At 59.8% G+C, this 13,027-nt stretch carries 15 protein-coding genes; 8 read left to right on the forward strand and 7 right to left on the reverse strand.

All coding sequences use genetic code 11. The features are described 5' to 3' along the window. Nucleotide 1: 1 nt before the first annotated feature. From H035_RS0115400 to H035_RS0115410, 3 genes are all read right to left on the reverse strand, one after another. The gene (locus H035_RS0115400) at nucleotides 2–277 is read right to left on the reverse strand and encodes a phosphopantetheine-binding protein (protein WP_022949856.1); all 276 of its coding nucleotides are present in this window, start codon (nucleotides 275–277) and stop codon (nucleotides 2–4) included. Between the two features lie 13 nt (nucleotides 278–290). After that, complete coding sequence (locus tag H035_RS0115405; protein WP_022949857.1) at nucleotides 291–878, reverse strand: hypothetical protein; 588 nt, start codon at nucleotides 876–878, stop codon at nucleotides 291–293. 112 nt (nucleotides 879–990) lie between these two features. After that, on the reverse strand, nucleotides 991–2,199 hold the full coding sequence (locus H035_RS0115410; RefSeq protein ID WP_022949858.1) for a BaiN/RdsA family NAD(P)/FAD-dependent oxidoreductase: 1,209 nt from the start codon (nucleotides 2,197–2,199) through the stop codon (nucleotides 991–993). A gap of 89 nt (nucleotides 2,200–2,288) precedes the next feature. Between H035_RS0115410 and H035_RS0115415 the strand changes: the two genes are divergently transcribed. Together H035_RS0115415 and H035_RS0115420 are read left to right on the forward strand one after the other, a co-directional pair. Beyond that, nucleotides 2,289–3,017 (forward strand): CPBP family intramembrane glutamic endopeptidase, encoded by a 729-nt coding sequence (locus tag H035_RS0115415; RefSeq protein WP_022949859.1) that lies wholly within the window; start codon nucleotides 2,289–2,291, stop codon nucleotides 3,015–3,017. Between the two features lie 124 nt (nucleotides 3,018–3,141). Continuing rightward, nucleotides 3,142–4,770, forward strand: coding sequence for a hypothetical protein (locus H035_RS0115420; RefSeq protein ID WP_022949860.1), 1,629 nt, complete (start codon nucleotides 3,142–3,144; stop codon nucleotides 4,768–4,770). Here the strand turns inward: H035_RS0115420 and H035_RS0115425 are convergent. From H035_RS0115425 to H035_RS0115435, 3 genes are read right to left on the reverse strand one after another with little or no spacing between them, the layout of a single operon-like run. Continuing rightward, complete coding sequence (locus H035_RS0115425) at nucleotides 4,748–5,815, reverse strand: phosphotransferase enzyme family protein (protein WP_022949861.1); 1,068 nt, start codon at nucleotides 5,813–5,815, stop codon at nucleotides 4,748–4,750. The genes H035_RS0115420 and H035_RS0115425 overlap by 23 nt on opposite strands. Nucleotides 5,816–5,843: 28 nt before the next feature. Continuing rightward, nucleotides 5,844–6,446 (reverse strand): DNA endonuclease SmrA, encoded by a 603-nt coding sequence (gene smrA / locus H035_RS0115430; protein ID WP_022949862.1) that lies wholly within the window; start codon nucleotides 6,444–6,446, stop codon nucleotides 5,844–5,846. Between the two features lie 20 nt (nucleotides 6,447–6,466). Then, nucleotides 6,467–7,462: a zinc-dependent alcohol dehydrogenase family protein gene (locus tag H035_RS0115435; RefSeq protein WP_022949863.1), complete on the reverse strand. Its 996-nt coding sequence runs from the start codon at nucleotides 7,460–7,462 to the stop codon at nucleotides 6,467–6,469. A 93-nt stretch (nucleotides 7,463–7,555) separates the two neighbouring features. Between H035_RS0115435 and H035_RS0115440 the strand changes: the two genes are divergently transcribed. Genes H035_RS0115440 through H035_RS21005 form a run of 4 tightly spaced genes read left to right on the forward strand, consistent with a single transcriptional unit; the run spans nucleotide 7,556 to nucleotide 10,978 of the window. Further along, nucleotides 7,556–8,662: an MlaE family ABC transporter permease gene (locus tag H035_RS0115440; RefSeq protein ID WP_022949864.1), complete on the forward strand. Its 1,107-nt coding sequence runs from the start codon at nucleotides 7,556–7,558 to the stop codon at nucleotides 8,660–8,662. 2 nt (nucleotides 8,663–8,664) lie between these two features. After that, the gene (locus tag H035_RS0115445) at nucleotides 8,665–9,417 is read left to right on the forward strand and encodes an ABC transporter ATP-binding protein (protein ID WP_022949865.1); all 753 of its coding nucleotides are present in this window, start codon (nucleotides 8,665–8,667) and stop codon (nucleotides 9,415–9,417) included. Further along, nucleotides 9,414–10,391, forward strand: coding sequence for an MlaD family protein (locus H035_RS0115450; RefSeq protein ID WP_022949866.1), 978 nt, complete (start codon nucleotides 9,414–9,416; stop codon nucleotides 10,389–10,391). The genes H035_RS0115445 and H035_RS0115450 overlap by 4 nt, the downstream gene beginning before the upstream one ends. Then, a complete protein-coding gene (locus tag H035_RS21005; protein ID WP_022949867.1) occupies nucleotides 10,388–10,978 on the forward strand; it encodes a PqiC family protein in 591 nt (196 codons plus the stop codon). The genes H035_RS0115450 and H035_RS21005 overlap by 4 nt, the downstream gene beginning before the upstream one ends. On the opposite strand, the gene H035_RS0115460 is transcribed toward H035_RS21005, so the two are convergent. Further along, nucleotides 10,972–11,754 (reverse strand): M48 family metallopeptidase, encoded by a 783-nt coding sequence (locus H035_RS0115460; RefSeq protein ID WP_022949868.1) that lies wholly within the window; start codon nucleotides 11,752–11,754, stop codon nucleotides 10,972–10,974. The genes H035_RS21005 and H035_RS0115460 overlap by 7 nt on opposite strands. Nucleotides 11,755–11,868: 114 nt before the next feature. Between H035_RS0115460 and H035_RS0115465 the strand changes: the two genes are divergently transcribed. Further along, entirely contained in the window at nucleotides 11,869–12,315 is a 447-nt protein-coding gene (locus tag H035_RS0115465; protein WP_022949869.1) for an Rsd/AlgQ family anti-sigma factor, read from the forward strand. After that, nucleotides 12,315–12,878 carry an NUDIX hydrolase gene (locus tag H035_RS0115470; RefSeq protein ID WP_022949870.1) on the forward strand — a complete coding sequence of 188 codons (564 nt, stop codon included), beginning with the start codon at nucleotides 12,315–12,317 and terminating at the stop codon, nucleotides 12,876–12,878. The genes H035_RS0115465 and H035_RS0115470 overlap by 1 nt, the downstream gene beginning before the upstream one ends. Nucleotides 12,879–13,027: the final 149 nt, after the last annotated feature.

The raw sequence follows: 13,027 nt of genomic DNA on the forward strand, positions 1-13,027 counted from the left end.
GTCACCGGGCGCGATGGTCGGCCACGAATTCCGCCAGGGATTCGAGGGAAGCGAAAACTCGCGCGTTTCTCTCGTCGTTGGAAACCAGTTTGATGCCGTATTGGCGGTCCAACATCACTCCGATTTCCAGCGCGTCGATGGAGTCGAGTCCCAACCCCTCCCCGAACAGAGGAGCGTGGGGATCGATGTCTTCAGGGGCGACATCCTCCAAATGCAAGCCTTGAATGAGGAGTGCTTTCAGTTCTTGAATCAAATCGCTGTGGGTGGTAGTCGACATCGCAGTGGTTCGTTCAGTTGACAATGGCGGCAACCTTGCCGTTTTTGAAGCGCACGATGAAGGTATCGAAGCGCGAGGCCCAATAGCGCCACTCGTTCATATCCAGCGACGCCGTTCCGGTAACGGGGGGATAACCGATGGCGGCGATCACCGCATCCTTGCGCATTCCCCGCGCCACCTTGCCGGCCCGGATATGCTTGCGCTCTTGGGCGGTAAATCGGCTCAAATCCAGTTTGGATCGGGCGAACATTTTGTGAAACGCCTGTTCCACCGTATCTCCGGTGTGTTTTTGGACGTTCTCGATTTCGATGCGAGGGCCGTCCGGCAACACCCGCACCACGAACCCTTTCCGCCCCCAGCCCGCCAGTTCCACCGGGGTGTTGACCGGGACCATCAAGCCGCGCCGGTAATTGGTGGTGCGATGGCGGTTTTTTTCGTACTGAAAGGCGAATTGGGTGTAATACTCCCCTCCCAGTTCGATGTTCGGCGGCATGGCGGACTCGGCGCCCTTGAATTTGGGGCAGCCGGTCAAGCCGACCAAGACCAGGATGCTTCCCCAAAACAAAAACAACGTACGCATCGAAAAACGGCGATCAAACATACCCATCCCTCTTGTGTCGAGTGAACAACCCGGCAGTGTAAGCTAAATATTACAGCGGCGGATTGGTTCTCAATCTAGCACATTTGGCGGATGGGCAGAATGCCTGCGGGGCTTACACGAACTGGCCGGCACACCAACCCGACGACCACGCCCACTGGAAGTTGTAGCCGCCCAGTTGGCCGGTCACGTCCACCACCTCGCCGATGAAATATAAATCGGGCACGATCCGACTGGCCAGGGTCTTGGACGAAAGTTCGTCGCAATGCACCCCGCCCAAGGTCACTTCGGCGGTCCGGTAACCTTCCGTCCCTCCCGGCGTCACCCGCCACCGATGAATACATTCGCTTATCCGTTCGATCCCGGCATCTCCCACATGGGCCAGGGGACGATCGAGCCAGTGGGGTTCCAGCAGACGAGGCACCAGGCGTTTGGGCAAATACCTCGCCAGTGCCGTCTTGAGCCGTTGCTGGGGGTGATGCCTGCGAGCATTGCTTATAATTTCGCTCACCGCCCGGCCCGGCGATAAATCGATGACCACCGCTTCCCCCGGCGTCCAATAGGAGGAGATTTGCAGGATGGCCGGACCGCTCAAACCCCGGTGGGTGAAAAGCATTTCCTCTTCGAAAGTCTGCCGCTCGACACTGACCCGCACGGACAAGCCGATGCCGGCCAGGTCGTGGAAACGGTTTTTGTCGCTGCCCTGCCAAACGAAAGGCACCAAGCCGGCCCGGGGCGGAATGATCGTGTGCCCGAAGCGCTCGGCGAGCCGATACCCGAACGGTGTGGCGCCCATTTTGGGAATCGACAAGCCTCCAGTGGCGATCACCAAGGAGCGGCAGCGCCATTCCCCTTTTTCCCCCGCCAAGGCAAAGCCGCCCTCGAGCCCCGGCTCGATATCGGTGACGGCTGTCTTGAGGCGTAGAATCACGCCCGCCTGTCGGCACTCGGCCAAGAGCATGTCCAAAATATCGCGCGCGCTTCGATCACAGTAAAGCCGGCCCCGGGTTTTCTCGTGATGGGGAATGCGATGCCGCGCCACCAGATCGATGAAGTCCCACTGAGTGAAGCGGCTGAGCGCGGATTTGCAGAAATGGGGATTGCGGGACAGATAATGCTCGGCTTCCAGATACAGGTTGGTAAAATTGCACCGCCCGCCGCCGGACATGAGGATCTTCTTGCCGGCTTTGTTGGCATGATCGAGCACCAGCACCCGCCGCCCGCGCCGGCCGGCGGCAATGGCGCACATCAGACCGGCGGCGCCGGCGCCGAGGACGATCACGTCGAAGGATTGAACGGACACGGTCGTGGGGAGGTCGGGCAAAAGGATATAATCCTACCCCATACGCACAAGTCGAGGGTCGAAAAATTACCGCCCACCATCATTTAAACATTCCCGGCGTCGGTCTCGCTTTGAGCCTGATCGCTTGCTACGCCCTGGTGGTCCAGTTGGCGGCGACCGCCCTGGTGGCGTGGCTGGGGCCGCAGTGGCTGTGGCGCGCGACCCTGGTGGTGGAAAGCGGTTTTTTAGCCGCCCTTTTAATCTATGTCAGCCGCTTCGACCTTCAATCCCTGGGGCTGCACCGGGTCGACTGGGCCGAGGGCATCCAAATCGTCCTTTGGTTTCAAGCCATCGCCTTCGCCAGCGACGCCGTGATTCTCTGGCTGACTCCCGCCCCCTTGGTGGACGAATACCTGCAGCTATTCCAACCGGCCACGTCTTTTGAATGGCTCGCCCTGGCCGGGGTGGCGGCGGGGGCGGCGCCGGTCATCGAGGAACTGCTATTCCGCGGATTTCTGCTCGCCGCCCTCCGCCGCCGCTTCGGAATTCTCACCGCCATCCTCGGGACCACCGTGCTGTTCGCCCTGATCCATCTGAAACCGGTCCAGATCCTGGCCGCCCTGCCCCTGGGATTGATGCTCGCCGCCTACGTGGCGCGCGGCGGCAGTCTTTACGTCACCGCCGCCGCCCATATCCTGGGCAACGGTTTTTCCTTCCTAGGCCTGGCCTATGCCGGAATTCCCTGGATATCCGCCGATTGGCATCCCAATGCAGCGGAAGGAATGGGATCTTTGGTGCTCGCCGCCTTTCTTTTATGGCGATTTCTTCAGCGCTACCCGGTCATTCAAAAAAGCAATTGATTTCAAAGGTTTTTTTGGATCGCAAATAAATCGCTCACCTTGACAATTCCAGGCCTTTGACGGTACCGTAAGCAGCTTCCATTTATTTTCGTCTGTCAAGATTTACTCGAACCAGGTCGTTTGCATGCAAGAGCATACCCCCAAGACCGGTAATCCGGACGTCTCCTCCGAAGCAAAAAATCGCGAGGCGGGAAACCCTCTGTTCGCGCAACTCCCCGAAAGCCTGAGCAGGGTCGCCAAACGCAATGAGATCGATTGCGACGTCGTCTCGACTTCCATCGAGTGCGGTACGGTGGAGGATATTCGCATCGAGGTGCCGGACGAGGTTTTCCGGACGGTGGAGCAAAAAGTCCAAAGCGCTCGCTCCGCCAGCATTCAGGAAAAGATCGAACAGGGCATTCCCAAATTGCCCGCCCAAACCATCGACCTGGAAGAAACGGATACCGAAATTTCCCTGACCATCGTCAGCGACGATCCGCGTCCGGTCACCCTGGCCCTGGCCTTTCAACGGGAAGCCGCCCGAATTCACCGAGGCCTCGGCGGCGGCGCGTTCAACACCACCGTGGACAGCGCGATCATCAATCTCGCCCTGTACCGGGCGTTGGGCCTGCCGGAAAGCGACCTGCCCAAGACCCACCTTTACCTGACTTTGCCGAAGGCGCAGGCGGAAACCGTCCGCAAGCAGGCCGAACCGTTCCCCAACCTGGACATCATCTGGGTGGACGGCAAGCCGCGGCGTTCGGTGTTCATCAAGAATCAGTCGACCGGCGAGGAAATCTATTTCAGCACCCCCTACGGGGACATCAATCAGAATCGCGCCATTCCCTCCATGCGCACGCCGCGCTTCCTGCTCCTCCATAACCAGCCCGACGATCGCATCTTTTGGGATATCGCGGTGCGGGTCCGCAACGACCTGGCCGAGCATTCGATCGTCTGGAGCGTCGGCTCCAACCAGATTCGCGACGGCATCGACCGCTACGCCTCGCCCATGGGGGTATGCGAAACCATGACCCTGAATCTGGGCGAGGCCTTGGCCTGGATTCGCAAGTCCAATTCCCGCTACATCCGCAACGACGACGTGTTGCTGGAGCATCTGGAGGAATACCATAACAACGAAAAACCCGCCGGCGGGCGAACCAGCTTCGTGCGTCTGTTCGGGATTTTCAAGTCGGAGCTGGGCAAGGACCAGCAAACCAGCCTGGTGTTGCCCGAGGACCCGGAAAAGCGGCGTATCGTCGCCCAGCGCTGCGCCGACATCCTGCACCGATTCGGAGTCAAGGAGAGCGTTTTCATCACCGACGGCTCCAACCCGACGATCGCCAGCTTCAAGTACGAAGACAAGGAAAACAACACTCGCAAGAAGGTCCAGTATTACATCCCCATCATCGCCCCGGAAACCGGCGACCGGATCGATCAACTCATCGAAGCGACGGAAGGCGATATCAGCCACAAGGACGCCACCGGCTGCGGCGACTCGTATACCGCCACGGTATTGGCACTGAAGCAGATCACCGGCAACCGGATCTACCCCACCACCATCGCCATTCTCGCCAATCACATCGCGCGCCTGGTATTCGCGTTGCCCTACTCCAATCTGATGGAGATCGAAGCCCATTACCCGGGGGTGACGGAAAAGATCATCCGCTTGGCGGTGGAGGATCTGGACGAAATCAACACCCGCTGCCGGCAAAACAACCGCCTGACGCTCCTGGAATCCAAGGCCCGGTCCCTCATTTTCCAGGTGCTGCGCTGATCGATCGCCAAAGGGCGCGCAGGGAGGCTTCCTGACGCTGGATATCCCGGGTCAGCTCGAACTGCTCCAGGGCGCGACGAAGATTCTCCTCCGGATCGGTCACTTTGAAGTAGCGGTTGCCGTCGAGATAATCGGTGAGGAACCGGACCCCCAATTCGAAGGGCAGCAAGCGAATCGCCTCCGGCACCCAACGGACCTCCTCCCTTTCGAGAAAACGCCCCGCTTCGCTGTACCAACCTCGCAAAACGGCTGCCGCCGTATCCAAATCGAAACGCCCCTCCCCGGCGCGACAGACGGAGCGCAGACAATCGCCGACATCGTGGTGAACCAGCCCTGGCATGACCGTATCCAGGTCGATCCAAGCCAGGGGTCGGTCGGATGCGCGTTCGAACAGGAGGTTGTCCAGCTTGGGATCGCCATGCACGATGCGAAGCGGCAAGCGCCTTTCGGCTCTGGCCCGATCCAACCCCACCGCCCAACCCCGCTGCCGGTCGATCCAATGGAGCAGCGCCGCCAACGCCCGAGAGACCGACTCCCGCCGCCGGCCGCAGGCACGGTCGAGCGCTTCGAGATAAAGGGAAGTGACATGGAACCCGGGCAGGGTATCGTGCCAATCGGCCGAATCCAACTCGGCCAGCAGGCGGTGAAAACGCCCCAAGCTCCAACCGAGCGATTCGGCCACCGCCGGGATGGCAACCTTGTCGAGCGTCGTTCCGTCGATATATTCCAGCATACGCCAACAACCTCCGGCGCCGTCTTCGATCCAATCTTCACCCGTCCGGGTGGGTATCAGACACGGCAATTGGAGGCCGGGCAGGGGCCAATCCCGCCAATGATCGTGAAGCCGGCGCAGGTTGGTCATCACCTGCGCCGGCCGGGGAAACACCGCGCGATTGATGCGCTGTAGCACCCCGCTAAGGGAATGGGTAATCACCCGGTAGGTATCGTTGATCAAACCATTGCCCAAGGTTTCCACCTTCACCACTGGCGAAGGCAGATCGAAGCAGGCGGCGACGGCGTGCAGGCCGCTCAATTCCGTGGACATGGGGATCGGCTACGTTTCGATTCCTCGATCATCTCTCCGCCATTTGAAACCGGCGCCGGTTGCGTTCCTTTTGCAGCGCCCCCTTTTTCAACATGACATAAAGCGCCCCGTGCCCTCCGTGACATTTCTGAGCGCTGTGAAACGCCATCACCTCCGGCAACATAGGCAGCCAGTAGGCCAAGCAGCTCTTGAGCATGGCGCGGCGCTCGCCTTCCGGTCCGCGTCCTCCCTTACCGTGAATGATCAGGGCGCAACGCACTTCGTCCCGAAGACATGCCTGAACGAACCCATAGACCTCGCGTCGGGCCTTGGCCACCGTTAAATGATGCAGATCCAAAAGCGCCTCCAACGGATACTCGCCGCGGCGGAGCTTTCGGAACACGCCGTGCTGCACGCCGGGGCGCTTATAACCCAGCACCGCGTCGGCGGGAACCGGGTCGATAAAGGTGGTGGGCAAGAAAGTTTCATCGTCCAACATGCGTTCGGCCGCCTCGCGCCGGTAGACCTGCCCCGGGGTGGCCCGCTTGGGTTTGGGCAAAGGGAGCTTGTCGGTCCCGGTCAGAGGTCGGGTCCCGGCCATCGCTTCCTCGAATAGGGCGGCCTCGCCGGGCTTATGTTTCGTCTGACTCATCGCGCTTTCCTCGAATAGGGTTATGGTACTAGCACCGCCGCCCCCTGAAATCTGCCCTGCCGCAAATCCTCCAGCGCCCGATTGGCTTCGGTGAGGGGATAAGGGTGAACTTCGGTCCGGATTTGAGAGACCGCGGCAATGGCCAAAAATTCCTCCCCGTCCCGGCGGGTCAGGTTGGCCACCGAACAAATGCTGCGCTCGCCCCATAACAGGGAATAGGGAAACGAGGGGATGTCGCTCATATGAATACCCGCACAGATCACCTGTCCGCCTTTGCGGACCGCCTTCAGCGCTTGAGGCACCAGCGCCCCCACCGGCGCATAGAGAATCGCCGCATCCAAGGCTTCGGGAGGCAGTTGACCGGAATCTCCCGCCCAGACCGCTCCCAGATCTCGGGCGAAGTCCTGCGCTGCCACGTCGCCGGGGCGGGTGAAGGCGTAAACCCTCCTCTTCTGTTGAACCGCCACCTGAGCGATGATGTGGGCGGCGGCACCGAAACCGTACAGCCCGACCTCCTCGGCGCCCTTCGCCAAGGCGTAGGAACGGTAGCCGATCAGGCCGGCGCACAACAAGGGCGCGGCGTGAAGATCGTCGTAGTTGCCCGGAAGGGGAAAACAATAACGGGCATCGGCCACGGTATACTCGGCGTAGCCGCCGTTCAGGGTATAACCGGTAAAGCCGGGCGCATCACACAGATTCTCGCGCTCCATGCGGCAAAACCGGCACCGGCCGCAGGTATGCCCGAGCCACGGAATACCCACCCGCTGCCCCTCCCGAAACCAATCCACGCCTTCCCCCATCGAGTCCACTTCCCCGACGATTTCGTGACCGGGAATGAGAGGCAGCTTGGGATCGGGCAGATCCCCGTCGACCACATGAAGGTCGGTACGGCAGACGCCGCAAGCTTTAACCTTGATCAAAATCTGTCCTGGACCGGGCCGGGGGATTTCCCGCTCGATCAAGCGCAAGGGGTCACCCGGCCGCTCCAGGAGCATGGCACGCATCTTGTGAGCCATTGATGCCTCCGGTAATATGGAATTTGAATTCAATCATACAACGTTCTTCCCCAACGGTTCCCCTCTATGCCGGAATTCAGGCAAACCGCACTGATGGCGCTACACCATGAAGACGATTCGCTGATCGTATGTCTCGGCGGCAACTGGTTGCTCAGCACCGCTTGCCGACCGGGAATCGGAGAGATCGCCTTGAACGTGGAAGAATACCGTGTCCGCCGAATCGCCGTCGATGGCACTGACCTTAAGGAATGGGATAGCTGTCTGATTTTATTCCTATTCCAACTCGACGAATACTGCCGGCAGCAGCAGCTTGAGCTGAATGTGGAAGCGGCACCCCAAGGGGCTCAACGTCTGCTGCGTCTGGCCACGGCGGTCACCGCCCAAGCCGGTCCGACCCATGCGGCGCCTTCCTGGCTGGAGCGCATCGGGTTAAAAGTGCAGCAACTGGCGGGGGAGGCCCACGAATTCACCCATTTTATCGGCGAAGCCAGCCTCTCCGCCTTTCGCTTCCTCATCGGACGCGGTCGCCATCGGCGCCGGGATTTGGGGCTGCTATTGGAGGAATGCGGACCCAACGCCTTGCCCATCGTCACCCTGATCGCCCTGCTGGTGGGATTGGTTTTAGCCTACGTAGGCGCGGTGCAACTGCAAATGTTCGGCGCCCAAGTATACGTGGCCAACCTGGTGGAACTGGGCATGCTGAGGGAAATGGGGGCGATGATGACCGCGGTGATCATGGCCGGTCGTACGGGATCGGCCTATGCCGCCCAACTCGGCACCATGCAGGTCAACCAGGAGATCGACGCGCTCAGAACCCTGGGCGTGTCGCCGATGGATTTTCTGATCCTACCCCGCATGCTGGCCTTGATCGTGATGGTGCCCCTGCTCACCGTATACGCCAATTTGGTGGGAATTTTCGGAGGCGCCCTGGCGGCGGTCAGCGTATTCGATCTGACGTTGCTGGAATACGCCCATCAGACTCGCGCCGCCTTTTCGCCCAATCACGCCACCGTCGGTCTGATCAAGGCCGCCGTGTTCGGGGTGTTGATCGCCACCGCCGGCTGCCTCCGCGGCATCCAATGCCAACGCAGCGCCCAGGCGGTGGGGGAAGCCGCCACCTCGGCGGTGGTCACCGGCATCGTCGCCATCGTGGTGGCCGACGCCCTGTTGACGATTCTTTTCACCCAATTGAATTTCTGACCGTGGCCGAACCCCATATTACCGTTCGCAACTTGACCATGGCCTACGGTAGCAACGTGATCCAAAAGGATCTTGATTTCACCATTGAAAAAGGCGACATCTTCGTCATCATGGGCGGCAGTGGCTGCGGGAAAAGCACTCTATTGAACCACCTGATCGGCCTGATGCGTCCGTCCCGCGGCCAAATTTTCTACGAACAAGTGGACTTTTGGGCTGCCGACGACGCCACCCGCAGTGATATTCTGCGCCAGATCGGCACGCTTTATCAAAGCGGCGCACTGTGGAGTTCGATGACTTTGGGCGAAAACGTGGGATTGCCGATGGAGGAATATACCGACCTGGGTAAGGCGCAAATCTCGGCGTTGGTTTCCCTCAAGCTGGCCTTGGTGGGGCTACGCGGATTCGAGGATTATTATCCCTACGAGGTCAGCGGCGGGATGAAAAAGCGCGCCGGTCTCGCCCGGGCCATCGCCCTGGATCCGGCGCTCCTGTTCTTCGACGAACCCTCGGCGGGATTGGATCCGATCAGCGCCAAGCACCTGGACGACCTGATCGTGGAATTGCGCGACAGCCTGGGCGCGACGGTGGTCATGGTCACCCACGAACTGCCCAGTATCTTGAGCATCGGCACCAATTCGATCTTTCTGGACAATGAAAGCAAAACCATGATCGCCCAGGGTTCGCCCCGCGAACTGCTGAAATCCTGCCACGAGCCCAGGGTGCGTGAATTTCTGACCCGAGGAGGAACCCTATGAGCAGGCAGGCCAACCCGGCCACCATCGGCGCCTTCGTGCTCGGTGCCCTGGCCATTTCGGTGTTGACCCTGATGATTTACGCCGGCGGCGAGCTTTGGTCGGAACGGGAACGTTTCGTGGTGTATTTTTCCGAATCGGTCAACGGCCTCAACGTGGGCGCGCCGGTCAAGATGCGCGGAGTCCAGGTGGGCAAGGTGAACGAAATCCTGATCCAATACCAACCCGAGGAACGCACCCTGAGGACGCCGGTGGTAATCGAAGTGGATTTGAGTCGATTGCAGATGGGCGATAAAACCGGTCTTCCCTGGCAGGGAATGCCCAGCGAGGAATTGATCAAGGCCGGCTTGCGCGCCCAACTCAAACTGCAGAGCCTGGTCACCGGCCAGCTTTACGTGGATTTGGACTTCCATCCGGACACACCGGTGCGCCTGGTGGACTTGGAACAAAAGCTGGAAGAAATTCCTTCCATTCCCTCCAGCCAGGAAGAAATCGAAAGCACCATCGGGGAGCTGGTGAAGGAAGTCCGGCAACTGCCGCTGAAAGATACTTTCCTCACTATCAATTCCACCCTTGCCCACATTGACGCGGTGGTGGGGCAACCGGAGATCCAATCGTCAATCAAGAAGCTGGACAGCATCCTGACCAAACTGGACCGAGTATCCGGACAACTCGGTCCGCGTTTGGCACGAGTGAGCGATCGATTGGATGCCAACCTGGTCACCTCCCAACGTTTGTTTCAGCATCTCGACGCCGAACTGGTTCCGTTCCTGGACCAATCCCGGCAAACTTTGGTCCGGGCCGATCAAACCTTCGCCGAATTGAGCCAGGTGGTGGGACCGGACGCGCTGCTCGTCGACCATGTATTCACCACTCTGGATGAACTTCGGGATGCCGCCCGCCAAGTGAGGATTCTAGGCGAAACGCTGCAGACTCAACCGGAAATCCTCTTGCGAGGAAAACGAGACCGCCGATGACATTCAAACACCCGCCTTTTCTCATTGCCTTGGCGCTGCTTGTGCTCACAAGCGGTTGCACGATAACCGGAAAAAGTTCGCCGACCTATTTCCACATTCTGCCGAATCCGCCGGCGGCGGAGGAAACCACCTCCAGGCGCATGACGATCGGCATCGCCGACATTGAGCTGCCACACTATTTGGAACGCCCCCAAATCGTAACCCTACGGGAGGGCACGGCCGTCAATCTCGCCGAATTCCATCGCTGGGCCGAACCTTTGGGCGCCGGATTCCAACGGGTGTTGACCGCGGGACTGATCTCCCGAATGCCGAATAGCCGCATCGTGCCCCTGCCCGCGCGTCGAGTGAAGGTGGATTGGACCGTGGAGATCCAAGTTCGGGATTTTCAGGTTCGAAAGGATCGCTGCCTGCTACTGTCCGATTGGCGGCTACAAAGCGACCGGACCACGCAAACTTGGCAACGATCCACCATTGAAGAATCGATATCGGAAGGAGGCTATCCGGGGATAGTCTCCGCCATGGGGCGCGCGGTGGATCGCCTCGCCGGACAGATTGCCGCCGAATTGGCCGCGCTGGAAAATCAATAAGTGCAATTCGGCGCCCGACCTTGGGCCCGGGCGGTTTGATACAGTGCCAGCGCCTTGTCCATGCGCGCCTGTAAATCTTGAATCCGGGTGTCGTGGGAAGGGTGGGTGGAAAGCCATTCCGGCGGACGGGCCCCGCCGGCCGCTTCCATGTTGTACCACAGTTGCACCGCTTCCCGGGGATCGAAACCGGCCCGGGCCATCAATTCCAGGCCGATGGTATCGGCCTCGGATTCCTGAATCCGGCTGAACGGCATGAGTACGCCATACTGCGCCCCCACCCCCAGCGCGCCCATCACCAACTGACCGGTCGCCGACTGGGGCGCGGCGATCGCTTGAATGAGGGCCAAGGACTGACTGACGGCAAACTCCTGGGATACCCGCTCATTGCTGTGGCGCGCCTGGACGTGGCCGATCTCGTGGCCGACCACCGCCGCCAACTGGTGCTGATTTTGGGCCACCTTGAGCAAGCCGGAATAGACGCCGATCTTGCCGCCCGGCAGAGCGAATGCGTTGGCCTGGTCCGACTTGAACACCACAACCTCCCACTGCCCGCTCAAATCGCGGGTCAACTCGCGAACGACGCACTGGACATAAGCGTTGATCTCGGGATCGGTTTCGATCTGCTCCTTGCTCTTGATTTGCTCGAACGCCTCGAACCCCATTTGGGTCAACTGTCCTTCCGGCATCAACATTAGCTGGGACCGTCCCGTGGGCGAAGTGGCGCAAGCCGTAAGCAATATCATCAAGCTCAAGGCGAGCAATCGTTTCCTGACCATTTACTATCTCCGGCGATGTGTCTTCACTGCTGGGTAGGCCGCCCCTGAGCATTGCCGTCCGTGCCCAGATGGCATAAAGTATGGGCGAATCTACCACATAGCAAACTGCTTGTCATGACGAAACCGAGCTATACAGGCGCCGAACGGCGGCAACGAACCCATGCAATGATCGAGGAGCTTTTGCAGGAGCGCAAGCAAATGTGGGCCTTGTACTGGGAAGTGGCCGAACTCCAACCGTACGAACGACATAAAGAATCGCTGGATAAAATCCTGAATCGATTCTGTCAAATACTGATCGACTACATTTCTCTCGGTCACTTCGGCATCTATCAATACCTGCTCAACGGCACCGAGCGGCGCCGCAAAGTCCTGGAAGCCGCCGAAAAACTGTATCCGGCCATATCCGAGAGCGCGGAAGCCGCCCTCGATTTCAACGATCGCTATGAAAAGGCGCAACTCACCGATCCGGAACGCCTGGCGCGGGAACTTTCCCAATTGGGGGAAGCCTTGGCCTCCCGTATCGAACTCGAAGATCAACTGATCGACTCCATGACCCGCTGATGAAATTCTGTTCCCACTGTAGCGCCCCGTTGACGTTCAAGATTCCGGCCGGCGAGGACCGCGAGCGTTTCGTGTGCGAACGCTGCGGCACCATCCATTATCAAAACCCGAGGATCATCGCCGGTTGCCTTCCCCTGTGGGAAGGCAAGATCCTATTATGCCGTCGCGCCATCGAGCCCCGTTACGGTTTCTGGACTCTGCCGGCGGGCTTCATGGAATTGGGGGAAACCCTGGACCAGGCGGCGATTCGGGAGACCCGGGAAGAAGCCTGCGCGGAGGTCGAATCCCACGGCCTGTATACGGTCTACAGCCTGCCCCACGTAAATCAGGTTCACATCTTCTTCCGCGCCGAACTGATCGACGGGCGTTTTGCCCCCGGCCCCGAAAGCCTGGAAACCCGGCTGTTCGAAGAAACGGAGATTCCCTGGGACGAGCTGGCCTTTTCCACCGTGCGCCGAACCTTGGAAAGTTTTTTGGAAGACAAAAGCCGCGACCGGTTCGAGGTGAAGGTCGGAGACCTCCTCCCATCCCCCGTCATGCGACAAAACCCAACCCCCTGCTAAGAGGCTGTTTCCAAGCCCTTAAGGGTCACGCGATCGCAAATGCCATTATCTTCCTCTCCAATTGGCGAAGGAGTCGCAAAAGCATCTTCTCCTGCTGGCGGTGCTGACCCCCGAGCAAACGGAAAAATGGGATGAGAAGCACCAGCGCC

This window comes from Methylohalobius crimeensis 10Ki (assembly GCF_000421465.1).
In the GTDB taxonomy this organism is placed as follows: domain Bacteria; phylum Pseudomonadota; class Gammaproteobacteria; order Methylococcales; family Methylothermaceae; genus Methylohalobius; species Methylohalobius crimeensis.

What these genes read in the sequence shown, in the direction of transcription:
- H035_RS0115400 (WP_022949856.1), bottom strand. Translation starts at nt 277, where the DNA reads ATGTCGACTACCACCCACAGCGATTTGATTCAAGAACTGAAAGCACTC.
- H035_RS0115405 (WP_022949857.1), bottom strand. Translation starts at nt 878, where the DNA reads ATGTTTGATCGCCGTTTTTCGATGCGTACGTTGTTTTTGTTTTGGGGA.
- H035_RS0115420 (WP_022949860.1), top strand. Translation starts at nt 3,142, where the DNA reads ATGCAAGAGCATACCCCCAAGACCGGTAATCCGGACGTCTCCTCCGAA.
- H035_RS0115425 (WP_022949861.1), bottom strand. Translation starts at nt 5,815, where the DNA reads ATGTCCACGGAATTGAGCGGCCTGCACGCCGTCGCCGCCTGCTTCGAT.
- smrA (WP_022949862.1), bottom strand. Translation starts at nt 6,446, where the DNA reads ATGAGTCAGACGAAACATAAGCCCGGCGAGGCCGCCCTATTCGAGGAA.
- H035_RS0115435 (WP_022949863.1), bottom strand. Translation starts at nt 7,462, where the DNA reads ATGGCTCACAAGATGCGTGCCATGCTCCTGGAGCGGCCGGGTGACCCC.
- H035_RS0115440 (WP_022949864.1), top strand. Translation starts at nt 7,556, where the DNA reads ATGGCGCTACACCATGAAGACGATTCGCTGATCGTATGTCTCGGCGGC.
- H035_RS0115450 (WP_022949866.1), top strand. Translation starts at nt 9,414, where the DNA reads ATGAGCAGGCAGGCCAACCCGGCCACCATCGGCGCCTTCGTGCTCGGT.
- H035_RS21005 (WP_022949867.1), top strand. Translation starts at nt 10,388, where the DNA reads ATGACATTCAAACACCCGCCTTTTCTCATTGCCTTGGCGCTGCTTGTG.
- H035_RS0115460 (WP_022949868.1), bottom strand. Translation starts at nt 11,754, where the DNA reads ATGGTCAGGAAACGATTGCTCGCCTTGAGCTTGATGATATTGCTTACG.
- H035_RS0115465 (WP_022949869.1), top strand. Translation starts at nt 11,869, where the DNA reads ATGACGAAACCGAGCTATACAGGCGCCGAACGGCGGCAACGAACCCAT.
- H035_RS0115470 (WP_022949870.1), top strand. Translation starts at nt 12,315, where the DNA reads ATGAAATTCTGTTCCCACTGTAGCGCCCCGTTGACGTTCAAGATTCCG.